Origin of the sequence: Mesorhizobium sp. M0909, assembly GCF_040319515.1 — a bacterium.
Taxonomy (GTDB): Bacteria; Pseudomonadota; Alphaproteobacteria; order Rhizobiales; family Rhizobiaceae; genus Mesorhizobium.
Genome location: NZ_JAMYOA010000003.1, coordinates 247,810 through 274,016, shown reverse-complemented (window position 1 = coordinate 274,016; position 26,207 = coordinate 247,810). Strand labels below are relative to the sequence as shown.

The following is a 26,207-nucleotide window of genomic DNA, read 5'->3' as shown; positions in this document are numbered from 1 at the left end:
TCCATTTTCGATCAGCGGATCGGCGGAGCGTATTGCAGACCACCCTTGGTCCACAGCGCGTTGATGCCGCGCGCGATCTTCAGCGGGCTGCCCGAGCCGACATTGCGCTCGAACATCTCGCCGTAATTGCCGACGGCCTTGACGATGTTGACGACCCAGTCGTTGGAGACGCCGAGATCGGTGCCGATCTTGGTGTCGGCTTCCTGGCCGAGCACGCGCTTGATCTCGGGACTGTCCGAGTTCTTCATCTCGTCGACATTGGCCTTGGTGATGCCGAGTTCCTCGGCGTCGAGCAACGCGAAATAGGTCCACTTGACGATGTGGTACCATTGGTCGTCGCCCTGGCGTACGGCCGGCCCAAGCGGTTCCTTGGAGATGATCTCGGGCAACACGACGTGGTCGGCCGGCGCACCGAGCGTCAGGCGGATGCCATAGAGGCCCGACTGGTCGGTGGTGTATACGTCGCAGCGGCCGGCGTCATAGGCGGCGTTAACCTCTTCCAGCTTTTCGAAGACGACAGGATTGTACTCCATCTTGTTCGACTTGAAATAGTCGGCAAGGTTGAGCTCGGTCGTGGTACCGCTCTGCACGCAGACCGCCGCGCCCGAAAGCTGCAGCGCCGAGTTCACGCCCGGAAGCTTCTTGGCGTTGATCATGAAGCCCTGGCCGTCATAATAAGTCGTGCCGATGAAGTTCAGGCCGAGTGCGGTGTCGCGATTGATGGTCCAGGTGGTATTGCGCGACAGGATGTCAATCTCGCCCGACTGCAGAGCGGTAAACCGCTCCTTGGCACTGAGCGGTGTAAACTTCACCTTGGTGCCATCGCCGAACACGGCGGCCGCCACAGCGCGACAGAAGTCCGCGTCGATGCCTTGCCACTCACCCTTGTCGTCCGGCGCCGAGAAGCCGGCCAGACCGGTCGAGACGCCGCATTGGATGAAGCCCTTCGCTTTGACATCGTCGAGCGTGGCCGCCGAAGCCGCCGAAGCCGCGAATCCAAACGCGGCGGCGCCCAAAATGCCGATTGCAATGTGTTTCATGACCCACAGACCCTTTTCTGTTTTTTCCAGGCGAACCTGACTTTTTCCCGTGTGAACGCAGCTATGTATCCCGGCCCATTACCGGAATCGCGCATCGTAACCGACGCGCTGCCTCCCATTCACGAACAACATCGAAGGCGATTATTCCTGTGAGGTCAAGGAAAATGACCAAATCCGAAAGACTTTGAAAACCAACCGCCTGAAATGCCTGAAATTGCAGACAAACGCGCTCGCAAATTGGTCAGCGCGCCAATTAAGCCGGCAAAGTCCGACCGTGACTTGCCAAGCGCACCTGGCAGCCGTTCAGAGGATCTACGGCGCATTGCTGAATTGGCATATTCAAGACCTTGGCCTGGCGATTGCGGTGCGGTTGCGCGGCCAATGCCGCCGCACTATGGCTAACGACCAACCCATGGGACGAAAAGCAATGGCAAAAGACGGCAGCGAGATGGGCGTCAACACGCGGCTCGCCCATTCCGGCAACAACCCGCATGACTATTTCGGCTTCGTCAATCCGCCGGTGGTGCATGCCTCGACCGTGCTCTATCCCAATGCGGCGGCGATGGCTTCACGCAGCCAGAGATACACCTACGGCACGCGCGGCACGCCGACCACCGATGCGCTGAACAGCGCGATCGATGCGCTGGAAGGTTCGGCAGGCACGGTCGCGGTACCGTCCGGCCTGGCGGCGGTGATGCTGCCGCTGCTCGCCTTCCTGTCGGCCGGCGATCATCTGCTGATCGTCGATTCCGTTTATCATCCGACCCGCAACTTCGCCGACACGATGCTGAAGCGGCTGGGCATCGAGGTCGAGTATTACGAACCGCGCATCGGCGCCGGCATCGCGGCGCTGATCAAGCCCAACACCAAGGTGGTGTTCACCGAATCGCCGGCCTCCAACACTTTCGAGGTGCAGGACATACCGGCCATCGCCAAGGCAGCACATGCCGCCGGCGCCATCGTCATGATGGACAACACCTGGGCGACGCCGCTCTACTTCCGCCCGCTCGACCACGGCGTCGACATCTCGATCCACGCGGCGACGAAATACCCGGCCGGCCATTCCGACGTGCTGCTCGGCACGGTGTCGGCCAATGCAGCTTGCTGGAATCAGCTTTGCGAGACGTTCAACACGATGGGCTGCTGCGCCGGACCGGACGACGTCTACCAGGTGCTGCGCGGCCTGCGCACGATGGGCGTGCGGCTGGAGCATCATCAAAAGAGCGCGCTTTCCCTCGCCGGCTGGTTGGAGGGTCAGCCCGGCGTAGCGCAGGTGCTGCATCCGGGGCTGCCCAGTCATCCCGACCACGCTATGTGGAAGCGCGATTTTTGCGGATCGAGCGGCATCTTCTCGATCGTTCTCGCGGGCGGCGGGCAGAAGCAGCAGCACGCCTTCCTCGACGCGTTGAAGTTTTTCGGCCTCGGCTATTCCTGGGGCGGCTATGAGAGCCTTGCCGTGCCGGTATTCCTTGGCGACCGCACAATCGCCAAGGGCCCGTATGACGGGCCGCTGGTGCGCCTGCAGATCGGGCTCGAGGATGTCGAGGATTTGAAGGCCGACCTGGCGCGCGGGCTGGCGGCGGCCGCTGAGGCCTGAGCCAGCACCTTTCCAGACTGAGTCAGAAAATCGGCGTAACAGCCTGGAAAAATTGCGATCCTGAGCGATATCACGGCGTCCGATCGGCGGGCTCTACAAAACAGGGGCGGCGGCGTGGTGAAGGCGGTAGAATAGCCTCTGCCGGCGCTTGAAACGGATCGAGGCTGGCCGGCGGAATCGGTCGGGAACCTTTTGTCGGCCGATGCATCCAATATCCGATGAGAAGCCTATCAGGAGATCGGCCATGCCTGCTGCGTTGACGGCAACGCCCGCCGCTTCCGGCGATATGCAGCTTGTCGGCCGCGCGCTGGCACGTGATGGCGATGCATTCCGCACCATCATCAAGACGCACAACCAAAGGCTCTACCGCATCGCCCGCGGCGTTGTGCGGAACGACAGCGAGGCCGAGGACATCGTCCAGGAGGCCTATCTCAGCGCCTTTGCCCATCTCGAGTCCTTTCGCGGCGATGCCTCGCTCGCCACATGGCTGTCGCGTATCGTCATCAACGAAGCCCTCGGCCGCTTGCGCAAAAGGCGGCGAATGGTAGCGATGCCAGAAAACCCGCAAGCCGAAATCATCCGGTTTCCCTTCAACCCGAGCGACGATCCGGAGCGGACGATGGCGCAACGGCAGATCCTTGAGCTTGTCGAACGGGCAACCGACAGTCTTCCCGATGTCTACCGGATGGTGTTCGTGGCGCGCGTCATCGAGGGATTGAGCATCGAGGAAACCGCCGAACTGCTTGGCGTGCGACCAGAAACCATCAAGACCCGGCTGCACCGCGCCCGCGCGCTGGTGCGCAAGGCGCTGGACGACCAGATCGGCCCGGTGCTGCTCGACGCCTTTCCGTTCGCGGGCCGGCGCTGCGAACGGCTGACCAATGCCGTGATGCAGCGGCTTGGTCTTTCCGGATAGGCCGCGGCGATTTTCGCGGGAACGTTTTCCCGTGACCTGCATCCAATGAGCATCACTGAAAACGAAGCCCGATGCAGTTCCGCGTCGGGGCGAAGGAGAGCATCATGTTTATTCGATCGACCACGGCACTGGCCGCAATTTTCCTGCTTGGCGCGGCGCCCTTGTCGCAAGCTGCCGACAAACCGACCGACCCGCAGATCGCACATATCGCCTACACAGCGGGCGTGCTTGACGTCGAGGCGGCCAAGCAGGCGCTGAAGAAATCGAAAAACAAGGAGGTCGTGGATTTCGCCAAGGACATGGTGCGAGATCACGAGGCGGTCAACAAACAGGCTCTCGAGCTGGTCAAGAAGCTCAAGGTCACGCCTGAGGACAATCCGACCAGCAAGGCGCTGACCAAGGCGGCGGCCGAGGAACGTGCCAAGCTTGCCAAGCTCAAGGGCGCGGCGTTCGACAAGGCCTATGTCGCCAGCGAGGTGGCCTACCACAAGCAGGTCAATGGCGCGCTCGAAACTCTGCTGATCCCGTCCGCCAGCAATGCCGAACTGAAGAGCCTGCTGGAAACCGGCCTGAAAATATTCCAGGGCCACGAACAGCACGCCGAACACGTCGCCGGCATGCTGAAGTGAGGATCGAGCCAATGATGTCGAGGCGGCATCTGTGGGTTGCTCTGGCATTGGCCATGGGTGCCGCGCCGGCCAAGGCCGAAACCATCGAGGTGACGATCGAGAAGCTTGTGTTTTCGCCGGCGAAGGTCGAGGCGAAGGTCGGCGACACGATCAGGTGGGTAAACAAGGACGTGTTCGCCCACACGGCAACCGTCAACGGCGCCTGGGAAGTGATGATCCCGCCGAAGAAGGCGGCGAGCCTGACGGTGAAGAAGGCGGAATCGGTCGATTATTTCTGCCGCTTCCATCCCAACATGAAAGGCCATCTGACGGTGACATCGCCCTGACCGGCTAATGCATGCCGCGCAAAAGTGTGCAGCGGTTTTGCGATAACGACATGATGAAAAAGAGCCTAATGCGCGCCGCATGAGGTGGGTCGAATGCGACGCGCTTCTAGGCCGCCAGCCATGCCGTCCCGGCAAGAAGGGTGACCAGCGTCAACGGCAGGCCGACCTTGAAGAAGGCGATGAAGCCCAGCGGTTTGCCGGAGACCCGCGCGTGCTCGGCAACGATCAGATTGGCGACCGAGCCGAGCAACGTGAAATTGCCGGCCAGCGTCGAGCTCATGGCGACGACCAGCCAGGCCCGCTCGGGGTTTTCCAGTCCGGGCACGAACGGCTTCAGCGCCAGCACGGCCGGGACATTGCTCATGATGTTGGACAGCACCGCGGTGAAGCCGGACAGCCGCCACACATCATTCAGCCCAAGGTCTTTTGCCGAAGCGACGATGTCGGGCGTAAGCAGCGTCTTCTCGGCTCCGGCGACGACGATGAACAGCCCGGCGAACATGAACAGCAGCGGCCCATCGATCTCGCGATAGATGCGCTCAGGTTTGATGGCGCGGGTCAGCAACAGAATCGCGCCGCCGATCAGCGCCGCCTTGGCAACCGGAACGCCGGCAAAGAAGGCGATGGCCAAACCGATACAGACGACCACCGCCTTCAGCACCTGTCCCGGCAGCATGCGGCCTCGGTAGACTTCGGGGCTGAGCTCGGCCTTGCGCGAAAATTCGGCATGGTAAACGATGCGAATGATGACGATGACGGCGACGAGGCCGAACAGGGCCACCGGCGCAAGCGCCGCCGAGAAGGCCGGATAGGAAATCCCCGACAGGGCGCCGATGACCATGTTCTGCGGATTGCCGGTGATGGTCGCGACACTGCCGCAATTGGATGCGGTCGCCGTGGCGATCAGATAGGGAACCGGGTTGCGGTTGATGACGCGGGTGACATGGACGACGATCGGCGCCATGACCAGGCAGATAGCGTCGTTGACGAGGAATGCCGACAGGAGGCCGGTCAACAGCGTCACCATCACCAGCAGCATGAATGGTGCATGCGCATGCTCGATGGCGAACCCCCCGAGCGCGCGAAAGGCGCCGGACACTTTCAGATGCGCCACGACGATCATCATGCCGAGCAGAAGCGTGATGGTGTCGAAGCTGATGGCGCGGTAGGCGTCTTCCATGTCGAGCGCGCCGATGGCGATCATCGCCGCACCGCCGAGCAGCGCGATACCTGCCCGGTCGAGTCGCAGCCCGGGTATCCTGCCGACGGCGACGCCGGCATAGGTCAGGACCAGGATCAGCAATGCCGCCGCGCCCATCGCTGTCATGTTTCGGAAGCCCCGTTCAGACCACCCTGCCTCGCCATTGGCGCATCCACCAACGCTCCTCCTCACCGCGGACCTAGAATGAACGCAAGCAAGAGGTGCCCAAGACCTCGGCGAATCCAGTCTGTCGAGGCGCCCAGGCGAACAGTGATAGCCGAAAAAAGAAACGGGTCCACACCTCATGTTTCAGGTGCGATCGCCGGCTTTTACGCAGTCATGCACGAGTCCGCTCTGGTGACACTCCCGAGCGACCGAGCCTGCCGACGCGACTTGGGCTTGCCGCCGCGCGACGATCGTGGCGTCGTTTTCCTTGGGAAGATCAAGCCGCCCCTCGCTTGGTTGACGGGGTTTAGAACCCAGCACCGTCGGGAACGTCGCGAAAAATGCCGATGGCCCGTCGATGAGCAAGAATGTCCGCCTTCCAGGCTTCTAAACGAGCAAGGAATCCTGATACATCTTCGCCAAAGTCGCGAGCCGCAATGTCGACGAACGCCTTGAGGCACATCGAGCCCACCCACAGCATTCCCATGAACAGGTACTTGAGGTCTTTGTCATCCTCGATGTCTTGGAAAAAACTGATCGTCACTCCTTGCTCGTCGCACCTTGTGCGATTCGCCAGGGAAATAGGATCTGCGTGGGCGTGGGCACTGTGTTCCTTCGTCACGAACAACAGTGCGGCGACGATCGGCGGGAAATCTTCGCCACTATCAATTTTACGCCGGATGGATTTGGCTAGAGAATTACGCTTTCGGAAGTCGCGCTGATATTCTTCTTCGCTCATGTGCCCGAGGGATATCATCGTCGCGTAGAAGGCAGCGTCTGCAGCCAGCCGGCTTGCCGAGTAGGCATCGCCTATATGAAGGCGAACGTAGTTCGCGCAGGATTTCAAGATTTGGATGCGAGCAAGCGAAGCCAAGACAAAATATTTACCCTCGCCCTCCATAGCGTCCGGGCGTCGTGAAAGAAAATCAGCGAATGTCCTGTCCATTCGATCAAGCAGAACCAGCTCCGCCCCAAGTCGTTGCATGGTGGCATCGGCGTTCGCGGCCTCATCAAGCATGAGGCCTCGCAGGGAGGTGGGGGCAATGTCCATTCTTTGATTGCCTTATCTGCTCCGCAGCTTGAAATTTGTGCAACAGGAAGTAGTCACGATAAGGCACGGGCAGCCGCGTAATGCATACAAAGCTAAAGCTATAAATGCCAATCGACGATGTGATCCAACCTAAGATGTACTCGGGTACGGCCTAATGCGATAGTCAACAGATCTCGGCCTCGATTCATCGCGTTCTCGCTGCCAGGTTTGGAGTTGAGGAAGAAACGGCGTAATCACGGCAATGAGGGTCTGTACCAGCTTCCGAAACTCCAATGCTTCTCCAACTGTGATTGGTCGCCGTGAGTGAACGGCTGCATTTCGAGTGTTTCGAATTTTCACAAAGAGGTCTGCAATGTCCTCGCCGTTGACATTCTCGATCTCTAGCCCGCGAAACATATATACTGGCGGAATTGGCCATCGCCTTCCAGTCTTTGAGTCCACAAATTGCTTTTCCAATTCCTGATATGCGTTCAAGATCGCGGCCTCGGGGAACTTCTGCGCTAGTTCCAAGAAGGGATCATTTTTCGTTTCTTCCGCCGGGGCAACCTGCGCGAAAGACGGGACATCCTGCGCGATCTCCTTTGCTTCTTCCAATTGCTCGCCAAAGGTCGCACCAACACCGCCAGGACCACTCACGGCTCTCACACGCCCAACAAGGCGAACGAGCGGCTTTCGAAACACAAAAACTACAACCACGATAGCGACAGGCCAAGCGATCGAGCCGATGACGTTCGCACCGATCGTCAGATAATCGAGCAGATGACCCGGCTCCACAGCAGGAGACGGCTCTGATGGGCTACCGAAGCGGAGTTCGAACATATGCCTCTTTCACTTCTTCAGGAGGGCCTGGGCACTTTCCATAAGGAACATCCCAAAGCCGACCGAAAATACCGCCATCAAGACCGAAAGTACTATGATCAGTAGAACCATATGGGCCACGCTATTTGCGAGTAGGTACTTTTCACCGATATATCTGGCCATTATCTGGTTGAGAAATACCAGCATTTTGGCTGCCAAAAGTCCGAAAACAATTGCACATAAAAAGAAAATCACATTGAACGGAGCAGGCACTTCCTGTCCCTTGTGGATGAAGTAAAGGGTGCCAAACAGAACGAATGACATGCGGACGATCATTCCGATGAAATCGGACAGACGTTTCGCATTATCAAACGCTGAGGCGAAGCGCTCTTCAGGCTTCGCAGCTCTGATATTTTGACTGTCATCCATTCAATGCCCCACCCCTAGCGCCACCACGGCGACAATATACGAGACGGCGAGCATTGCGTAGGCGAATTGGAGAAGGGTCATAAGCAGCATCCTTTTGTTGATACTCACTCTATAGCGCTCCGCAAACCTCGTTGCGGTTTATGATGACACGCTCCTGTCATTCGACGACAAGCGCTAAGGAGAAAAGGGCATTACCCGCAACGAATGAATGGCGAATACGACAAACACTGAAACGGTTTTCTCCGATCGTCTCGGATAGTTCGTTCGGCTGCTCAACCTCGTAGAAGTAGGCGTCGGTTGCAATAATGTGAGAGCGTCTGGAGCGCTGGATTGCAAACTGATCTCACCCGGACCAGCGAGCCTTGCGCAGGCTCCGCCATCCATTCGAACGTGCTAACGTAGCGACAGATCAGACAATGAGAGATACGCCAGGTACTTGCTTGCAGCGTCGTTCCTTGGGGGACGTAATCTCTCCGGCCATGTCAGCCGAACAAGGACTGCAAGGATCAGCAATCATAGATGAAGACCCGTTCAAGGCTCTGGGCCGTACCCTAAAATATTGGCGATCCCGACAGGATTCGAACCTGTGACCATCGGCTTAGAAGGCCGGTGCTCTATCCAGCTGAGCTACGGGACCGCTGGCCGGCCGCATGACCGGCGGATTGTGCCGGCAGGGCCGGTATGGGATCAATGCGTCCAGGGCGTCCTGCGGTCATAGCGGAAATTCTCCGCATAGGAAATCTGGCGGCGCTTGATTTCCTTCGGCTCCTCGACGCGGAAAGCCAGGCCTTCCTTCTCGGCATAGGCGACCGCCTCTTCTCTTGTGTCGAAGGTCAGCCTGATCTGGCTTCGCATGTCGCCGGACGTGGTGTAGCCCATCAGCGGATCGATCTTCTTGCGCTGCTCCGGATCGAATTCCAGCACCCAATGGCCGGTCTTGGCCTTGCCGGACTGCATCGCGGTTTTGGCTGGGCTGAAAATGCGGGCTGACATGACCACCTCATTGCTGGTTGCAAGCGCACGACCCCGACACCAGATTACTGTTCTCTGGCCATGCACTAGCCCGTCATTACTGCGCAATGCCGCCGGCAGCAAGGCCGATGGCTTTTTACGCTTGCTTTGGTGGGCTGAAATCACTAGGCAACAGACCGTTCGGAGTGTAGCGCAGCCTGGTAGCGCATCTGGTTTGGGACCAGAGGGTCGGGAGTTCGAATCTCTCCACTCCGACCATTCCTCACAGCGAATCTCATCGGCAGCGCAAGCGGATCACGCTCGAGCGGACGGACAGCACGAGCCTGCGCTGCCCGTCCGATACCCAAGCCGTCAGCCCTGGATGAAGGCCAGCAGATCCGGATTGATGATCTCCGGATGGGTGGTGCACATGCCGTGCGGCAGGCCCTTGTAGACCTTGAGCGTGCCATGCTTCACCAGCTTGATCGCAAGCAGCGCGGAATCGGCGATCGGCACGATCTGGTCGTCGTCGCCGTGCATAATCAGCACGGGCACGTCGAGCTTCCTTAGATCGTCGGTGAAGTCGGTCTCGGAAAAGGCCTTGATGCAGTCGTAATGGGCCTTGGCCCCACCCATCATGCCCTGGCGCCACCAATTGTCGACGGCGCCTTGCGAGACCTTGGCGCCCTCGCGGTTGAAGCCATAAAACGGGCCGGCCGGCACATCCCTGTAGAACTGGGCGCGGTTAGCGGCCAGGGCGGCGCGAAAGCCGTCGAAGACTTCGATCGGCAAGCCGCCGGGGTTGCTGTCGGTCTTGACCATAATCGGCGGCACGGCGCCGATCAGCACCGCCTTGGCAACACGGCCGCCGCCGCCATAAAGCGCGACGTAACGCGCCACCTCGCCGCCACCGGTCGAGTGGCCGATGTGGATCGCATCCCTGAGATCGAAATGCGCCGCCAGCGCCGCCACATCGGCGGCGTAGGTGTCCATCTCATTGCCGGTCGCGGTCTGCGACGAGCGGCCGTGGCCGCGGCGGTCATGTGCGATGACGCGGTAGCCCTTTTCGAGGAAGAACAGCATCTGGTTGTCCCAGTCGTCTGAGCTCAGCGGCCAGCCGTGATGGAACACGATCGGCTGGCCCTTGCCCCAATCCTTGTAGAAAATCTCGGTGCCGTCATGGGTGGTGAATGTGCTCATCGTCCTACTCCTTGATGGAAAAGTTGGGGGTAACAGGGAAGCTTTTAGCCCCCTCAGCTGGAAAAGTTATAACAGTGCGGTCAGGGTGAGCATTGGCAAAACGGACATTCAACGTGGCAAAACTGACAAATGACGGCTGCGCGTGATCTGATCGAAATCGGCCTCGTCTTGTATCCCGGCGTGCAGGAAGCAGCCGTGCTCGGCCTGACCGATCTTTTCATGCTGGCAAACCGGCTGGCTGTCGAGCGGTCGCCGGACGCGGCGAGGCTTCGCGTCAGTCATTGGCAATTGGAGGACGCGGGCCACACCGTAGTCCGCAGCTTCGACAGCGAGCCCGGCGCCGACAATGAACCAGCCATGGTTATCCTCCCGCCGACGTTGGGGGATCCGATCGCTCGGGAAGCAGCCGCGCCCTATGCCGGCTGGCTCAGGGATCGCCACACGGCAGGCGCGACGCTCGGTTCGGTCTGCGCCGGCGCCTTCGTGCTTGCCGAGACCGGCCTGTTGTCCGGTCGCGCCGCGACGACGCACTGGGCTTATCGCGACGCGCTGGCGCTACGCTTTCCTGATATCCTGCTCGACGCCGACAGGCTGGTCATCGACGATGGCGATATCATTACCGCCGGCGGCTACATGGCCTGGACCGATCTCGGCCTGAAGCTGGTGGACAGGGTGCTCGGGTCACCCGTAATGATGGACACGGCGCGTTTCATGCTGGTCGATCCACCGGGCCGCGAGCAACGTTTTTACAGCCCGTTTGCGCCGCGATTGACCCATGACGACGAAGCGATCCTCAAGGTGCAGCATTGGCTGCAGGCGAACGGCGCGCGCGACGTGACGCTTGGCGCCATGGCCGAGCATGCGGGGCTGGAGGAGCGGACCTTTCTGCGACGCTTCCGCAACGCCACTGGCCTCAGGCCGACCGAATATTGTCAGCACCTGCGGGTCGGCAAGGCGCGCGAGATGCTGGAAACCACGATGCGATCGATCGACCAGATCGCCTGGGAGGTCGGCTACGACGATCCCGGCTCCTTCCGCAAGGTATTCGCCAGGATAACCGGCCTGGTGCCCGGCGATTATCGCCGGCGCTTTGGCGTGGAACGAGCCGCGATTGCAGGAGGTGAAAGTTGAGACCTGGCCGCCGCGCAATGGCGCTACCAGATGCAACTGACGGCAAGCTCGCCGGGCGAGAACCCCAACCACTCCATCCCGGCGAGCCTACTACCTGATTTGATACGCAATCAGGACCGGGATTAGCCGGCAAGCTCTCTCTTGCAAGACAGATGCCAGGCTTTTTTCCCAAAATGGGACGGCGGCTGAACTGGAATCCTCTAAATCTCGAACTCGCCCTGCCCTTCGTCCATGGCACCGACGGTCTCGGCGGCGAGCGCTCGCGTGATCGGCGTCTTGCGCTCGAGCGCGGTGCGGTCGAGCCGCTCGACCACCCGCATTGCGGTGGCCAGCGAGCGTTCGATGCGGCGCACCAGATATTGCACGACATGCGGCTCGACCTCGACCTGCCGATCGGCGAACAGCTTTGTGATGACGCCGGCCAGCAAGAGGTCGTCGGGCTCGTGGATCTCGACGGTAGCCGCCGCCTTCAGCCGCGACACCAGGTCGGGCAGCCCGATGCCCCAGGCGGAGGGAAACCGGCGCGCCGTCAACAGTAAGGTCGAGCCGGCGCCGCGCACCGCATTGATCAGGTGGAACAGACCGTGCTCGTCGACCGGGCCGGCATCGACATCGTCGATCAGGGCCGGATGCGCGCCGAGATTTTCGATGCAGTCGCCGATGCGGCCGGCCTCCACTTTGACCGCGTCGGCGCGGGTCCGCCAGATCGAGGCCAGATGGGTTTTTCCCGAGCCGGCCGGCCCGGCCAGCACGACAACCGGCGACGGCCAGTCCGGCCAGCGGTCGACAAGCGCCGCCGCCTGGCTGTTGGTGCTGGAAACGACAAGCTCGTCGCGCGAATAGCCGGTGCCGTGGCCTAGATCGAGCGGCAATTGGCGCGGCGGATCGATCTTGTCCGGCATCTGGCTCAACCGCGCGCGCCCCCGCGGCGGCGCACCTGCAGCGGCGGCACCGGCTCGTCGGCATGGCCCTTGTAGAGCGGCGATTCGAGATAGCGCGCGATGGCGAAGCGCACCAGAACGGCAACGGCGGCGGAAGCCGGAACGGCGATCAGCAGGCCGACGAAGCCGAACAGCGCGCCGAAGGCAAACAGCGCGAACATCAGCCACACCGGATGCAGACCGACGCTTTTGCCGACCAACCGCGGCTGCAGGATATTGCCCTCGATGAACTGGCCGACGAAGAACACGCCGGCCACCGCCGCGATCATGGTCCAGTCCGGCCAGAACTGGACGAAGGCGACGCCGACGGCCAGCACCAGGCCGGTCAGCGAGCCGACATAGGGGATGAACGAGATCAGCCCGGCAAACAGGCCGATGAGGATGCCGAAATTCAGGCCCGTCAACGTCAGGCCGGTGGCATACATGGCGCCCAGCACCAGGCACAGCGTGCCCTGTCCGCGCACGAAGCCGGCGGTTGCCGTGTTGATATCCCTGGCGATCGCCCTGACGGTCTTGACATAGTCGCGTGGCACCCAGCTGTCGACGATTGCCACCATGCGGTCCCAGTCGAGCAGCATGTAGAAGGCGACGACCGGCGTCACCACGAACAGGCTGACGACCGAGACCAGCGCCACGCCGGAGCTCCAGATCGAGGTGAAGACGGTGGTCAGGAGGCCGAAGCCGGAGGTCAGCAGCGAGTTCAAGCCTTCACGCAGGCCATTGGCGTCGACGCCGAACTTCTCTTCCAGCCATTTCGGGTCGAAGCTGGTGATCAGGCTCTGCAGCCGGGTCAGATAGTCCGGCAGCTTGCTGGCGAAATCAGCCATCTGCGAGGCGAGCACCGGAACCAGGATGACGACGGCCAGCACCAGGACGACGATAAAGGCGACGAGGATGACCACCGTCGCCATCAGCCTGGACAGGCCGAGACGCTCCAGCCGGTCGGCGACAGGGTCGAGGAAATAGGCGAGCACCATGCCGGCAACGAAGGGCAGAAGGATGCCGCTGAAGACGTAAAGGAAGACGGTGAGGATGATGGCGCTGACCAGCCAGAAGCGGATCTGCCGGCGAAACGACGCCGATGCCGCAGCCTCCGCTGCCGCGGCTTCGGCCTCGGCGTCGATGGACCGTTCGTCAGGTGCCCGATGTTCAGGTGCCGGGTGTGGAGCCTTCGCCATAGCCGCTCATATGCCTCAGCCAAGCCACGAGATAGGCCGCGGCCGAAGCCACGGTCAAGACCCCGGACAGCAATATGAGGGCCGGCCTCAGCGGATCGAGACGGATGTCGAAGGCCAGTTCGCCCAGCACCACTGCCGCCAGTACGATCTGAATCGCGGTGTTGGCCTTCGACACCAGGAGCGGCTTCATCTCAACCGGATGCGCCATGACGGTGGATAAAAGCACGGCGCAGACGATCAGTGCGTCGCGCGATACCATGGTAACGACCAGCCACAGCGGCAGTTCGCCGCTGAAGCCCAGGACCACGAAAACCGAGACCAGCAGCAGCTTGTCCGCCATCGGATCGAGATAGGCGCCGAGCCTGGAAAACTGATTGAAGTGGCGGGCGATGAAGCCGTCGACGCCGTCGGAAATGCCGGCAATGAGGAAGCCGGCAAACGCCCAGTCCCAGCGTTCCTGCAGCATGGCCAGCACCACTGCCGGCACCAGCACGAAGCGCATGATCGTGATCATGTTAGGGATGGTCAAACGCATATCCCGTCGCTCTTGTTTGTCGATACATGATGGAGAAGGAGGGTTACGGCAAGTGAGAAGCGACACAGAAGCTGCCAATCACCCCTCGAGGGCGCCAGCAATGAAATAGGTCAAGACAAATGAAATAGGTCAAGACAGATGTCGATTTCGGGGAGGCTCATTCGTCTCACGATGGGAAGCCGAAGAATTCGCCCAGACCTTCCTGGACCGCGAGCAAGGAAAACGGACGCGATGACAATCACTATCACAGCTTTTGAACGATCGCCCGATGGCGGCAAGGGACTGGCGCGCGATACGCGCGTTCGCTGGGCGCTCGAAGAAGTGGGGCAGCCGTATGAGGTTCGTCTTGTTTCCTTTGCAGAAATGAAGGCGCCTGGCCATCTGGCCATCCATCCCTTCGGCCAGATCCCCACCTATGAGGAAGGTTCTCTCTCGCTGTTCGAAACCGGCTCGATCGTCTTTCACCTTGCTGAGCAGCATACGGGATTGCTGCCGAAGGATCGCAATGCCCGCGCGCGTGCGATCACGTGGATGTTTGCCGCACTTAACACCGTCGAGCCGCCGATCCTCGAATTAACGACGGCAAGAATATTCGAACGTGACAAGCCTTGGAGCGAGGAGCGCTTGCCGTTGGTAAAGGACCGTGTTCGGGCTCGGCTGGACAAACTCTCGGCCCACTTAGGCGTCGCCGACTGGCTCGATGATACGTTCAGCGCGGGCGATTTATTGATGGTGTCAGTGCTGCTGCGACTAAGAATGTCCGGCATTTTGGACGAATATCAAAACTTGGCTGCCTATGTAGCGCGCGGGGAAGCACGGCCGGCTTATATCCGGGCTTTCACCGCGCAATTTGCGATCAACGCCCCATCAACCAGCATTACCTCATAAAGCTGAGCCGACAGCAGGGCTTTCTCATTGATCTGGAACCAGGTTGGGGTTTGACCTGGATGCGCAATGGTGCCGATCGGCAGGTCGGCGGGACAGCGCCCCCTCTGGCCTGCCGGCCATCTCCCCCTCAAGTGGGGAGATCGGCAGTTTCAGCGCCGTTATCCTTGCGGACCGAAACCGTTCATGCGAAGAGCCCGAGAAAGCAGGGAAAGAGTATGAGCAAGCGCAAGAACGGGCTCACCTATGCCGAAGCGGGCGTCGACATCGACGCCGGCAATCTCATGGTCGAGAAGATCAAGCCGCTGGTGCGCGCCACCCGCCGGCCGGGCGCCGATGGCGAGATCGGCGGCTTCGGCGGCCTGTTCGATCTCAAGGCAGCCGGCTTTACCGATCCGGTGCTGGTCGCCGCCAATGACGGCGTCGGCACCAAGCTGAAGATTGCCATCGATGCCGGCAAGCATGACACGATCGGTATCGACCTCGTCGCCATGTGCGTCAACGACATCGTCGTGCAGGGCGCCGAACCGCTGTTCTTCCTCGACTATTTTGCCACCGGCAAGCTCGATCCCGACCAGGGCGCTTCGATCGTCGGCGGCATTGCCGCCGGCTGCCGGCAGGCCGGCTGCGCGCTGATCGGCGGCGAGACGGCGGAAATGCCCGGCATGTATCACGACAAGGATTACGACCTCGCCGGCTTTGCCGTCGGTGCCGCCGAACGCGGCCAGTTGCTGCCGACCGACGACATCGTCGAGGGCGACGTGCTGCTCGGCCTTGCCTCATCGGGCCTGCATTCGAACGGCTTTTCGCTGGTCCGCCGCATCGTCGCCGTAAGCGGCCTTGGCTGGGGCGATCCGGCGCCGTTCAATGACGAGGCGACGCTGGCCGAGGCGCTGCTCGAGCCGACGCGCATCTACGTCAAGTCGATCCTCAAGGCGATCCGCAACACGCATGGCATCAAGGCGCTGGCCCATATCACCGGTGGCGGCTTTCCCGAAAACATCCCGCGCGTTCTGCCCAAGGATTTTTCGGCCGAGCTCGATCTCGGCGCCATCGAGGTGCCGCCGGTGTTTTCGTGGCTGGCCAAGACCGGTGGCGTCGCGCCGGAAGAGATGATGCGCACCTTCAATTGCGGCATCGGCATGATCCTGGTCGTCGCCTCGGGCCAGGCGGCGCAGGTCGCCGCCGTTCTGCAGGAGGCCGGCGAGACGGTGACGCCGATCGGCCAGATCGTGCCGCGCCGCGATGCCGGCGTCATCTATCGGGGCTCGATCGGCCTATGACCAGAAAACGCACCGTAGTGCTTATTTCGGGGCGCGGCTCCAACATGACGGCGCTGATCGCGGCGGCAAGCAACCCGGCCTATCCGGCCGAAATCGTCGGCGTCATCTCCGATCGCGCCAATGCCGCCGGCCTCGGTATCGCCGCGGCGCGCGGCATCGCCACCAAGGTGATTTCGCGCTCTGACCATGCCAGCAAGGAAGCGCATGACGGGGCGATCGACGCGGCCCTTGTCTCTTTTGGCGCCGAGATCGTCGCGCTGGCCGGCTATATGCGCATTCTCGGCGCGCGTTTCGTCGAGAAGTGGCAGGGCCGCATGGTCAACATCCACCCTGCCCTGCTGCCTGCCTTCAAGGGGCTGGATACACATGCGCGGGCGCTCCGCGCAGGCATGCGCATCCATGGCTGCACAGTGCATTTCGTCACGCTCGACATGGATGATGGGCCGATCATCGCCCAGGCCGCGGTGCCGGTGATGGTCGGCGACAATGAGGATACGCTGGCCGCGCGCGTGCTCAAGGCTGAGCACCAACTCTATCCGCTGGCGCTGGGGCTGGTCGCCGAAGGCAAGGCGCGGATGGAAGGCGGCCGCACGGTGTTTTCGCGCTTCGCCGACGATGCCGACAACGCCACGTCGGTGGTGATCGCGCCCGACCCGCTGCGCGAAGAGACCGATCTCGAGCACCTGGCGCGGATCACCCCGTAAGGGTCCGTCGAAAAAGCCAATAAATCGTCGGGTCGGCAGAAATAGACCAATGGACGTTTTCGACAGCGCGATCCGGACAAAGCGTGATCTGGCCGGCGTCTTCGAGTACGACGAGGCGGACCATCCGAAAACTGCCACGGCATATTTTTATCTCTGTCGGATCGAGGACGGGCGAGTAGGTCCTGTCGTTGGTGCAATTCACGTTCGATCGGGCGATTGGGCCATTACTGAAGCAGACATTTCGGTCAGATGGGATAAAGATGAACGGTGCGTAGGCCTGTTTATCTTTGGTGCGCTTTGGGCGAGTTTTGATGCCGTCACGGGTGCAAGACATGGCGGCGGATATGGGAAAGACTTTCAGCCGGACATCCCTTGGACTTGAATTGAATCCATGAAGCAACTGCTGCTGCTGCGTCACGCCAAGTCGAGTTGGGACGATCCCGACCTCATCGACTTCGACCGGCCGCTGTCCGCGCGCGGGCTGAAGGCAGCGCCGCTGGTCGGACGCGAACTGGCCCGGCGCGGCTGGCTGCCGGAGCTGGCGCTGGTATCGCCGGCGCTGCGCACCCGCGACACGTGGCGGCTGCTCTCGGCGGAATTGCCGGCGAAGGTGCAGGTCAAATTTGCCCAGGCGCTCTACGAGGCAGCGGCGGCGGACATCCTCGCCAAGGTGCGGCAAGTAAAGGCGGGAACCGGAACGCTGCTGCTGCTCGGCCACAATCCCGGGTTGGAGGAGTTCGCGCGCGGTCTTGCCGGGGCTGGATCGGATGAAGCGGCGCTGAAAAAACTGGCGGATAAATTCCCGACCGCGGCCCTGGCTCGGTTTGACGTCGATGGCGATTGGGCCGGTCTCACCTTCGGCGGCGCCCGGCTGACGCACTGCATCTGGCCGAAGGATCTTCGCTAGGGATTGCCTGGCAGGCCGGGGGATCGCCGACCTTCGGCCAAACCCGCTTCGCACCAAACAAGAGCGGCGGGCCAAGCCCGCCGCTCTTTGTGCTCCGGGGCCGTGATAATCAGCGGCCCCAGATGCCTTGGCCGGATTCAGGCGCCACCGACTCGGAAGTCGTCTTGGCACCAGCATGCTCGGAAGTAACCGGCTTGCGGATCGAGCCGGTAAACGTGTTGTCGACGTTGGCAGCAGGAGCGGCCGGCTGGTTGACGTTGTCCGAGCCATAGTGGTCGCTGCCGGCAAAAGCAGTGCCGGTGGCAACAAGGATGGCGGCGGCGGTAAGAGCGATCTTGGTCATTTCGGGTACTCCGGTAGTCTTTGTTCTGTCCGTCAAGTGGCGTGCCTTGGGAGGAATTCGCGTCGCTCGGACCACCCCGAGATGGGTCGGCAAGCCTGTCGTTTCCAATCACGAAAATTTTGTTCGGGTGCGCCAAATTGGCCGCTTGAAATTCGACATGCGGCTCCTTCCGCCACACTGTTCTTCTTTATTGTCAATTGGTTACGCGGTCATTGGTGATTTTCTTGGCGAACATTCTGGGAGCTGGCGTTCACCCTTTCCTGTACGCTCCGTCAACAGAACCGAACCGTTCGGTTCGAGTTCTTTACGTTTGACTGATCAGCGCTTCAGAGCCTCAATCGACATGTCTACCGACGGGTCAGTGCGCGCCATGAAAATCACGCCGCCAGCTCAGCGCCAGCGGCGTCATGCTTGGGCCGCGCGCTGGCCAGAAGCACCACGGGGCAATTGCAGGCGGCCAAAACAGCGCCGGCGGTTTCGCCGAAGAACAGGTCCCCACCCGGACGTTGGGTGACGCCCATCACGACGATCGCCGCGCCGTTGGCCGCCTCCCGGGTGATGGCCTTGTCGGGTGTGACGCGGGTATGGAACGCTGTGTCGATATGCAGGCCGTAGCGGCCCGCCAAATCGGCGATGTCTTTCAGCACGGCCTCTTCGCGGCTATGCGACACCGATGTCGACCTGCGGCCCTTGGCTGCCTTTTGCGAAACGTAGAGAACTTTGATCCGTGCCCGGTTTGGACGGGCCAGCGCCAGCGCCAAGTCGGCGGCGCGACGCGCCACCTGGGTACCGTTGACGGGGACGAGAATGCTGGTTCCGGCCTTCAGCGTCGGCATCTTTTCGGCAGCATTGCCGCCGTTCAGGACCAGGCAAAGCGGGCCGTCAAATCCTGCGGCAATGTCGTTGAGGGCCGGCGCGAAGGCGCCATCGGCGGTCAGCACATTGTCAAGGCCGACCAGCAACAGGCCGTATCCCTTGCGGGCCTCTTCGGCGATCGTCTCACCCGTGGCCTCCAATTCGGTGCGGGCCGTCAGATGGACTTTGTCGACAAGCGTGTCTTCGATCCGTTTCACCGCCTGAGCGCTTTTTTTTGCACCCTTCTTGATTTCCTGCAGGGCGCGCTCCTGTCCCTTGCTGTCGGTCGGCCTGTCAACTCGGCCGTCTTTCGCCTCAAGCAAGGTGGTGGGCAGGCGAAGCAAGGTGGTGGGCATGCCGCTGCCTCCACCGACCAGTCCGGCGAGATAGGCAGTGAACTTGCCGATCCTGCTGTCATCGACCAACACCAGCAGCCGCTCCAGCCTGGAAATGAAGCCGTATTCGTCCAACGCCTCGCGCTCGACACGCTGCTGCTCGTCATGCCCAACCGGCAGCCGGCCGAGCGCCCAGCGCAGCATCGGCGGCATGGCCAAGGTGGTGATCACGGCCATGGTGACGATCATGGTGAAGAGGTTGTGCGACAGGATGTTCATCGACAGGCCGATGCTGGCGACGATCACCTCGGTCGAGCCGCGCGCGTTCATTGCACTGCCGACGGCGATTGCTTCCTTGAACGACATGGCGGCGAGCTTGGCGCCGATGAATGCGCCGCCAAACTTGCCGATGCTGGCGATGACCACAAGTGCGCCCGTCAGCATGGCAAGCGTCGGATCGGCGAGCACTGTTAGATCGGCGGAAAGCCCCGCCATGCCGAAGAAGATCGGCATGAACAGCGCGGTGATGACGCCGCGCAGCTGGCCTTCGATATGGCTGGAGAGGATAGGCGATTCCCCGACAAGAATGCCGGCGACGAACGCCCCCAGCACCGTATGGACGCCTATCATGTTGGTGATCAGCGCCATGACGCCCATGATGATAAGGATCGTGGTGATCACCGCAAACTCGCTGCGGAATTGATCGTTGGTCCAGCGGATCAAGGTGAAGACAAGACGGCGGCCAATGGTGAAGGAGAACACCATGAACAGTGCCACGGCGGCGATGGTGGTCACCAGCGGTACGAGCTGCAGCCTGCCATTGGTGGCGATGCCGAAGGTAACCGCGATGACCAGCCAGCCGATCGTGTCCTCGATGATTGCCGAGGAAATAATCACCTGTCCGAGGTTGCGACGCATGAAGTTCATCTCGCGCACCACCATGGCGACGATCTTGACTGACGAGATCGACAGCGCGGTGCCCAGGAACAGCCCGGCAACGGTGCGTTGCGTCGGGTTGGGCAGCAATGCGTCCGGCAGGAACTGCGCCAGCGCGAAACCGCAGATGAAGGGCACCACGACGCCGGTAGCCGAAATGGAAAAACAGGCCGCGCCAACCCGGCGTACCAGCCGCAGGTCCGTCTCCATGCCGGTCAGCAAAAGCAGCATCAGGATGCCGAGCTGCGAGACGGCGTCGATCATGCCCTTTTGCGCGGGATCGGTGGGAAAGATCAGGTGCTGGGCCGACGGCCATAGCCAGCCGAACAGCGAAGGACCGAGCAGGATGCCGCCGATGAGTTGGCCCATGATTGCCGGCTGGCCATAGCGCTGCAACACTTCGCCCAGGCCGCGCCCGACAAGCAGCAGAAGCACGATCTCGGCGACGAAAGCGCCTTCGCCCGAGCCACCCATGCCGGAGGCCTTGGTCCCGGCAACAAGCGTCTCCGCTGCCCCGGCCGCGCCTGCGGGGACGAAAGCGCAAACCAGCAGCGCCAGGCTGGAACGTGTCGGAGCCTGCCAAGCCATGAAACCCCCATCGCCCAAATGCACGTGTCCAACAACGCGCGACAGGGCGTTGCGTTGCTAGACGTGAACGTCACCGAAGGAGAGTTCGCCGTCGTCGCTCTCTGTCAGAAAGGCTGTCACCAGCAGGCCTGCATAGAGGACGGCGACCAGCACGACGATGGCGCCACCAGGAACTGGACCCAGCGCAGCACTGGCGACGGCCTCACGCATCGACCCGACGAAGCCGATGGGGACGCCTTCGGTCAGAAGACTGGGGGTCGACAGTTTGAGGATCCAGGCCAGCAGCAGAATCAGCAGCATGTAGATGTAATTGCGACGCAGGCGGCGCGCCAAAGCCACGCGTTGCGAAATCAGGAATTTCGGCGCGCGCAGGCTCTCGCCGACGATCAACAGCCAATCGGACGCGAAGTCCGGCTGCGGCGAGAATATCTGCGCGAAATAGTGCCGTTCGAACTGGCGCACGCGAGCCCGATAGAAGTCGAAAAAGCGATATCGGCGGGCCTCTATCCACAGCAGCAGCAGGACAAGCAGCATGGCAAACAGCAGCACGCCATGGTGAGCGCTGGCCGTCGAAAGCGAAACGGAGAGCATCGCCGCGACAACGGTTATCGCCCAGTTGCTCGTCCGGTCCAGGCGGTCGCGCCACCCAGCCATGCGCGCAATCTCGGCGCGATGAAAGTGGGACATCGTGGTTACGAGTTCGCCGGACGACAATGTCCTTCCGATGGGATCCGGCGCCCGCAACACTTCTGCCATGACAATGCCTCCACCCGCCACGCGAAAACGGCCGGATGGAGATATCGTTCCGACGCTCAATCCGCGGGGCGCAGCCAGACCTTGTTGTCGTGGAAGGCGGCGCCGCCATAGGGCGCCGGCGCATCGGCGCCGGTCAGCACGTTGATGCCCTCGCCGCGCTCATGGGCGCTGTTCGGCCAGATACCTTCGGCAACGACCACGCCGCGCTTGATCCCGTCGAACAGTTTTGCGTGCAGCACCACTTCGCCACGCTGGTTGCCGACTTCGACACGTCCGCCGTCGGCGAGGCCGAGTGCCGCCGCATCATCGGGATGCAGGAGCAACTCCGGCCGGCGCTCTTTTGCCTGCGACACCGGCGTTTCGGCAAAGGTCGAATTGAGGAAATTGCGCGCCGGCGAGGTCGTCAGCCGGAACGGATGCGCCTCGTCGGCGACCTCGATCAGGTCGACATGATCGGGAAATTCCGGCAACTGCTCCACAGGCCCGAACAGGCCCATACTTTTCGGCGGCCGGTTGGGCGCCGCCTGCCCCGTCCAGTCGGCGCGAAAATGGAATTTCTTGTCGGCATGGCCGAAGCCGTCCAGGAAATGCGCGGCCGCGAAATCCGGCTGCAGGTCGATCCATTTTTCGTCCTTGAGGCTCGAAAAGCTGCCCAGCCCGCGCTTGCCCAGAATGATATCGATATGCTGCTGCTCGGTCATGCCGAAGCCCGGGCGATCGGCGACACCGAGCCTTTTGCCGAGCTCCTCGATGACGAAATGGTTGGTGTGCGGACCTTCCGGCGGGTCGATCAGCTTCGGCCCGAGCGTGATGTGCTGGTTGCCGCCACCCTTGTAGACGTCGTCATGCTCGAGAAACATCGTCGCCGGCAGCACCACATCGGCGAGCTTTGCCGTGTCGGTCATGAACTGCTCGTGCACGCAGGAAAACAGATCGTCGCGCAGGAAGCCCTGCTTCACCAGCCGCTGCTCGGGCGCGACATTCACCGGATTGGTGTTCTGGATCAGCAGCGCCGTCACCGGCGGACCGCCATAGAGCGCATCCTTGGCGCCGGTCAGCACCGGGCCGATGCGCGAATGGTCGAGATGGCGGATCGAGGGATCGCGCATCTTGGTGCCTTCCAGCAGCTCCTGGTTGAGCTTGAAGATACCGGAATTGGAATGGAAGGCGCCGCCTCCCTCATACTGCCAGCAGCCGGTGACCGCCGCGATCGAGGCCGCGGCATGCATGTTGACCGAACCGTTGCGCTGCCGCGAAAAACCGTAGCCGAGGCGGAAATAGGTCTTCTTCGTCGTGCCGACGAGACGGGCGAAGGCCTCGATTTCGTCGACGGAAAGCCCGGTGATGTCAGCGGCCCATTGCGGCGTTCTTGTCCGAAGATGCGCTTCCAGACCGTGCGGATCGTCGGTGTATTTTTCCAGATAGGCGCGGTCGGCCATGCCGTCACGGAACAGCACGTGCATCACCGCGCAGGCCAGCGCGCCGTCGGTGCCGGGCTTCAGCACCAGGCCGAGATCGGCCTGCTTCATCGTTGCATTTTCGTAGACGTCGATGACGACGATCTTGGCGCCGCGTTCCTTGCGCGCCTTGATGGCGTGGGTCATGACGTTGACCTGCGTGACCACGGCGTTGGTGCCCCAGATCACCACGCAGTCGGATTTGCCCATCTCGCGCGGGTCGGGACCGCGCAGCGCGCCGGCGCCCATCATCCAGCCGGTCCAGGCCAGATTGGTGCAGATCGAACCGATGAAGCCGGAATATTTTTTCGCATGGCGCAGCCGTTCGATGCCGTCGCGCTGCACCAGCCCCATCGTGCCGGCATAGTAGTACGGCCAGACCGTCTCCGACCCGTACTTCGCCTCGGCGGCAATGAACTTCTCGGCGACAAGGTCGAGCGCTGCCTCCCAGCTCGCGTCCTTCCAGGCGCCGTCGCCCTTGGCGCCGGCCCGCACCAGCGGCTTCAGCAGGCGGTCGGGATGATGGACGCGATCGGCGTAACGGGCGACCTTGGCGCAGATGACGCCGGCCGTATAGCTGTTGGCCTTGGCGCCATGGACGCGGCCGATGCGCCTGGCGTCGAGCAGCTCGACCTCGAGCGCGCAGGTCGACGGGCAATCATGCGGACAGGCCGAGTGGCCGATTTTGAGCTTGGCGTGCTGATTCATGGGCGCAAACTAGCTGCTTTGGGCTACTAGGTGTAGGGCCAGATGACGAGCCGATCTCCCCCCAAGGGTCCCCAAGTCGGGAGACTACACTCAGCTACTCCGCGGTGCCTTCCTCGTACTCGGCCGACATCGACAGCCATTTTTCCTCGTGGCCGGCCAGCTGTTGCGCGAGTTGTGAGCGCTCCTTGGCCAGCCTTGTCGCGGTCGAGGGGTCCTTTTCGTAGACGGCCGGGTTGGCGAGTTCATCCTCGATCAGGTCGATGCGCTTGCGGAGGCGGTCCATCAGCGCTTCGGTGGCGCGGATTTCCTTGGCGAGCGGCTCGAAGGCGGCGCGGCGCGCGGCTGCATCGCGGCGGCGGTCGGCCTTCGACGCTTTGTCCGCCTCGCGCTTGCCGCGGCGGTCGCCGGAGACGCCGGTGACCAGCGTCTTGTAATCCTCGAGATCGCCGTCATACGGATTGACCGCGCCGTCCTTGACCAGCCACAGCCGGTCGGCGGTCGCTTCGAGCAGATGGCGGTCATGCGAGATCAGGATGACGGCGCCGGGAAAATCGTTCAGCGCATGGATCAGCGATTCACGGCTGTCGATGTCGAGATGGTTGGTCGGCTCGTCGAGGATGAAAAGGTTCGGCCCCTCGAAGGCCGACAGGCCCATCAGGAGCCGCGCCTTTTCGCCGCCGGACAGATCCTTGGCGGCGGTGTTCATCTTTTCGGTGGTCAGGCCGAACTGGGCGACACGGCCGCGCACCTTGGATTCCGGCGCATCCGGCATCAGCCGGCGGACATGCTCATAGGCGTTTTCATCGGGCCTGAGGTCGTCGAGCTGGTGCTGGGCGAAGATTGCCACCTTCAGCCCGGGCGCCACCGTCATGCTGCCGGTCTCCGGCTTCAGCCGGCCGGCCAACAGCTTGGCGAAAGTCGACTTGCCGTTGCCGTTTGCGCCGAGCAGCGCGATGCGATCGTCGGCATCGATACGCAGCGTCATCTTCTTCAGGATCGGCTCGCCCTCGGTGTAGCCGACGTTGACGTTGTTGAGCGCAATGATCGGCGAGGCCACCGTCTTCACCGGCTCCGGAAAGGAGAACGGCCGCACCGTGTCGTTCACGATCGCGGCGATTGGCTTCATCTTCTCCAGCGCCTTGATGCGCGACTGCGCCTGCCTCGCCTTCGATGCCTTGGCGCGGAAGCGCTCGACGAAGGATTCCATGTGCTTGCGCGCGGCTTCCTGCTTGACGCGGCCCTTCTCCTGCAATTCGCGCTGCTCGGTGTATTGGCGCTCGAACTGGTCGTAGCCGCCGCGCCAGAAGGTCAGCTTCTTCTGGTCGAGATGGACGATCGAATTGACGGCGCGGTTGAGCAGGTCGCGATCGTGCGAAATCAGCAGCACGGTATGCGGGTATTTCGACACGTAATTTTCCAGCCAGAGCGTGCCTTCGAGGTCGAGATAATTGGTGGGCTCGTCGAGCAGCAGCAAATCGGGCTCGGCAAACAGCACCGCGGCCAGCGCTACGCGCATGCGCCAGCCGCCGGAGAAGGACGAGGCCGGGCGCCGCTGCGCGGCATCGTCGAAGCCGAGGCCGGCGAGAATAGTGGCCGCGCGTGACTCGGCGGAGTGCGCATCGATATCGGCCAGCCGCATGTGGATGTCGGCGATGCGGTGCGGGTCGGTCGCCGTCTTTTCCTCTTCGAGCAGGGCACTCCGTTCGAGGTCGGCCTTGAGCACGATCTCGATCAGCGGCTCCTCGGTGCCCGGCGCTTCCTGCGCGACCTGGCCGATGCGCGTGTTTTTGGGCAGGCTGACCGAGCCGGTCTCGGAGGCGAGGTCGCCGGTGATCGCCTTGAATAGGGTCGTCTTGCCGGTGCCGTTGCGGCCGACAAGGCCAGCCTTGCTGCCGGCCGGCAAGGTCAGTGAGGCATGGTCGAGAAGCAGGCGTCCGGCCATGCGGAGCGAAAGGTCGTTGATGATCAGCATGGCCGGGCTTTTGCACGGGACAACCATGCTTCGCAAGGCCTTGAGCCCGGTTCGCCGCATAAGGCGCGAAAACCGGCAAGTAGGTGACGTCGACCCCGCGCGCCGCAACGTCCCGCAAAACGCAAAAAAGAACCCGCTATCCTGAGGGGGGACAAGGAGAGCGGGCCCTTTCGTGAACGGCGGCCTTGGGAGCGTCCGATCGACACCCAAACACGCAGCAGCCCGCTTTGTTCCATGGGAAGAACGAACTATGTGATGAACAAACGCTGCTGTGGCCGGCAGGTTTGTCCACAGGGGCGTGCCGTCTGTACGCTATCGGCCATGACGCTGCGGAAAGACTCAGCTATCCTTGGATGTGCGGCGGGCCTGATCTCCGCCTGGCCGGCGCCA

General features: G+C 62.0%; 25 protein-coding genes and 2 tRNA genes. 11 read left to right on the top strand and 16 right to left on the bottom strand.

Features of this window, described 5'->3' with window-relative positions:
- Window positions 1-11 precede the first annotated feature (11 nt).
- Window positions 12-1,040 (bottom strand): amino acid ABC transporter substrate-binding protein, encoded by a 1,029-nt coding sequence (locus NKH83_RS05950; RefSeq protein ID WP_352479287.1) that lies wholly within the window; start codon window positions 1,038-1,040, stop codon window positions 12-14.
- Window positions 1,041-1,467: 427 nt separating this feature from the next.
- Between NKH83_RS05950 and NKH83_RS05945 the strand changes: the two genes are divergently transcribed.
- From NKH83_RS05945 to NKH83_RS05930, 4 genes are all read left to right on the top strand, one after another.
- Window positions 1,468-2,637, top strand: a complete 1,170-nt coding sequence (locus NKH83_RS05945; RefSeq protein ID WP_352802541.1) for a cystathionine beta-lyase — start codon at window positions 1,468-1,470, stop codon at window positions 2,635-2,637.
- Window positions 2,638-2,881: 244 nt separating this feature from the next.
- Window positions 2,882-3,553, top strand: coding sequence for an RNA polymerase sigma factor (locus NKH83_RS05940; protein ID WP_352479285.1), 672 nt, complete (start codon window positions 2,882-2,884; stop codon window positions 3,551-3,553).
- A gap of 104 nt (window positions 3,554-3,657) precedes the next feature.
- Window positions 3,658-4,182 carry a DUF4142 domain-containing protein gene (locus NKH83_RS05935; protein WP_352479284.1) on the top strand — a complete coding sequence of 175 codons (525 nt, stop codon included), beginning with the start codon at window positions 3,658-3,660 and terminating at the stop codon, window positions 4,180-4,182.
- 14 nt (window positions 4,183-4,196) lie between these two features.
- Window positions 4,197-4,508: a cupredoxin domain-containing protein gene (locus NKH83_RS05930; protein ID WP_352479328.1), complete on the top strand. Its 312-nt coding sequence runs from the start codon at window positions 4,197-4,199 to the stop codon at window positions 4,506-4,508.
- A 106-nt stretch (window positions 4,509-4,614) separates the two neighbouring features.
- Here the strand turns inward: NKH83_RS05930 and NKH83_RS05925 are convergent, their stop codons facing one another.
- The 6 genes from NKH83_RS05925 to NKH83_RS05900 all read right to left on the bottom strand — a co-directional run bounded on the left by NKH83_RS05925 (window position 4,615) and on the right by NKH83_RS05900 (window position 9,145).
- The gene (locus NKH83_RS05925) at window positions 4,615-5,835 is read right to left on the bottom strand and encodes an anion transporter (RefSeq protein WP_352479283.1); all 1,221 of its coding nucleotides are present in this window, start codon (window positions 5,833-5,835) and stop codon (window positions 4,615-4,617) included.
- Between the two features lie 346 nt (window positions 5,836-6,181).
- Window positions 6,182-6,925, bottom strand: a complete 744-nt coding sequence (locus tag NKH83_RS05920) for a hypothetical protein (protein ID WP_352479282.1) — start codon at window positions 6,923-6,925, stop codon at window positions 6,182-6,184.
- Between the two features lie 129 nt (window positions 6,926-7,054).
- Window positions 7,055-7,744, bottom strand: coding sequence for a DUF4145 domain-containing protein (locus tag NKH83_RS05915; RefSeq protein ID WP_352802538.1), 690 nt, complete (start codon window positions 7,742-7,744; stop codon window positions 7,055-7,057).
- A gap of 9 nt (window positions 7,745-7,753) precedes the next feature.
- The gene (locus NKH83_RS05910) at window positions 7,754-8,152 is read right to left on the bottom strand and encodes a hypothetical protein (protein ID WP_352802536.1); all 399 of its coding nucleotides are present in this window, start codon (window positions 8,150-8,152) and stop codon (window positions 7,754-7,756) included.
- 560 nt (window positions 8,153-8,712) lie between these two features.
- Window positions 8,713-8,789: transfer RNA gene (locus NKH83_RS05905), tRNA-Arg, on the bottom strand.
- Window positions 8,790-8,839: 50 nt separating this feature from the next.
- A complete protein-coding gene (locus NKH83_RS05900) occupies window positions 8,840-9,145 on the bottom strand; it encodes an ETC complex I subunit (RefSeq protein WP_352479279.1) in 306 nt (101 codons plus the stop codon).
- A 160-nt stretch (window positions 9,146-9,305) separates the two neighbouring features.
- Here NKH83_RS05900 and NKH83_RS05895 point away from each other — a divergent pair.
- Window positions 9,306-9,382: transfer RNA gene (locus NKH83_RS05895), tRNA-Pro, on the top strand.
- Between the two features lie 93 nt (window positions 9,383-9,475).
- On the opposite strand, the gene NKH83_RS05890 is transcribed toward NKH83_RS05895, so the two are convergent.
- Window positions 9,476-10,303, bottom strand: coding sequence for an alpha/beta fold hydrolase (locus NKH83_RS05890; RefSeq protein WP_352802533.1), 828 nt, complete (start codon window positions 10,301-10,303; stop codon window positions 9,476-9,478).
- A gap of 129 nt (window positions 10,304-10,432) precedes the next feature.
- Between NKH83_RS05890 and NKH83_RS05885 the strand changes: the two genes are divergently transcribed.
- Window positions 10,433-11,434: a GlxA family transcriptional regulator gene (locus NKH83_RS05885; RefSeq protein ID WP_352479277.1), complete on the top strand. Its 1,002-nt coding sequence runs from the start codon at window positions 10,433-10,435 to the stop codon at window positions 11,432-11,434.
- 200 nt (window positions 11,435-11,634) lie between these two features.
- Here NKH83_RS05885 and hdaA read toward each other — a convergent pair whose 3' ends face one another.
- Genes hdaA through NKH83_RS05870 form a run of 3 tightly spaced genes read right to left on the bottom strand, consistent with a single transcriptional unit; the run spans window position 11,635 to window position 14,082 of the window.
- Complete coding sequence (gene hdaA, locus NKH83_RS05880; protein ID WP_352479327.1) at window positions 11,635-12,336, bottom strand: DnaA regulatory inactivator HdaA; 702 nt, start codon at window positions 12,334-12,336, stop codon at window positions 11,635-11,637.
- 5 nt (window positions 12,337-12,341) lie between these two features.
- Window positions 12,342-13,553, bottom strand: coding sequence for an AI-2E family transporter (locus tag NKH83_RS05875; protein WP_352479276.1), 1,212 nt, complete (start codon window positions 13,551-13,553; stop codon window positions 12,342-12,344).
- Window positions 13,525-14,082 carry a CDP-alcohol phosphatidyltransferase family protein gene (locus tag NKH83_RS05870; RefSeq protein WP_023677645.1) on the bottom strand — a complete coding sequence of 186 codons (558 nt, stop codon included), beginning with the start codon at window positions 14,080-14,082 and terminating at the stop codon, window positions 13,525-13,527. Before NKH83_RS05870 ends, NKH83_RS05875 begins: the two co-directional genes overlap by 29 nt.
- Before the next feature lie 237 nt (window positions 14,083-14,319).
- On the opposite strand from NKH83_RS05870, the gene NKH83_RS05865 reads away from it, so the two are divergent.
- From NKH83_RS05865 to NKH83_RS05845, 5 genes are all read left to right on the top strand, one after another.
- The gene (locus NKH83_RS05865; RefSeq protein ID WP_254820264.1) at window positions 14,320-14,976 is read left to right on the top strand and encodes a glutathione S-transferase family protein; all 657 of its coding nucleotides are present in this window, start codon (window positions 14,320-14,322) and stop codon (window positions 14,974-14,976) included.
- Window positions 14,977-15,191: 215 nt separating this feature from the next.
- Window positions 15,192-16,256: a phosphoribosylformylglycinamidine cyclo-ligase gene (gene purM, locus NKH83_RS05860; RefSeq protein WP_352472623.1), complete on the top strand. Its 1,065-nt coding sequence runs from the start codon at window positions 15,192-15,194 to the stop codon at window positions 16,254-16,256.
- Complete coding sequence (gene purN / locus NKH83_RS05855) at window positions 16,253-16,960, top strand: phosphoribosylglycinamide formyltransferase (protein WP_352802528.1); 708 nt, start codon at window positions 16,253-16,255, stop codon at window positions 16,958-16,960. The genes purM and purN overlap by 4 nt, the downstream gene beginning before the upstream one ends.
- Before the next feature lie 49 nt (window positions 16,961-17,009).
- The gene (locus tag NKH83_RS05850) at window positions 17,010-17,342 is read left to right on the top strand and encodes a hypothetical protein (RefSeq protein WP_352802525.1); all 333 of its coding nucleotides are present in this window, start codon (window positions 17,010-17,012) and stop codon (window positions 17,340-17,342) included.
- 9 nt (window positions 17,343-17,351) lie between these two features.
- Window positions 17,352-17,867 (top strand): SixA phosphatase family protein, encoded by a 516-nt coding sequence (locus NKH83_RS05845; protein ID WP_352802522.1) that lies wholly within the window; start codon window positions 17,352-17,354, stop codon window positions 17,865-17,867.
- A 109-nt stretch (window positions 17,868-17,976) separates the two neighbouring features.
- Here NKH83_RS05845 and NKH83_RS05840 read toward each other — a convergent pair whose 3' ends face one another.
- The 5 genes from NKH83_RS05840 to NKH83_RS05820 form a co-directional block, all read right to left on the bottom strand.
- Complete coding sequence (locus tag NKH83_RS05840; RefSeq protein ID WP_352507893.1) at window positions 17,977-18,210, bottom strand: DUF680 domain-containing protein; 234 nt, start codon at window positions 18,208-18,210, stop codon at window positions 17,977-17,979.
- A 377-nt stretch (window positions 18,211-18,587) separates the two neighbouring features.
- Entirely contained in the window at window positions 18,588-20,810 is a 2,223-nt protein-coding gene (locus NKH83_RS05835; RefSeq protein ID WP_502895549.1) for a cation:proton antiporter domain-containing protein, read from the bottom strand.
- Window positions 20,811-20,981: 171 nt separating this feature from the next.
- Window positions 20,982-21,680 (bottom strand): DUF2270 domain-containing protein, encoded by a 699-nt coding sequence (locus NKH83_RS05830; RefSeq protein WP_352479270.1) that lies wholly within the window; start codon window positions 21,678-21,680, stop codon window positions 20,982-20,984.
- Window positions 21,681-21,736: 56 nt separating this feature from the next.
- Complete coding sequence (locus NKH83_RS05825; RefSeq protein WP_352802515.1) at window positions 21,737-23,845, bottom strand: molybdopterin-containing oxidoreductase family protein; 2,109 nt, start codon at window positions 23,843-23,845, stop codon at window positions 21,737-21,739.
- Window positions 23,846-23,939: 94 nt separating this feature from the next.
- Entirely contained in the window at window positions 23,940-25,817 is a 1,878-nt protein-coding gene (locus NKH83_RS05820) for an ABC-F family ATP-binding cassette domain-containing protein (protein WP_352802512.1), read from the bottom strand.
- Window positions 25,818-26,207: the final 390 nt, after the last annotated feature.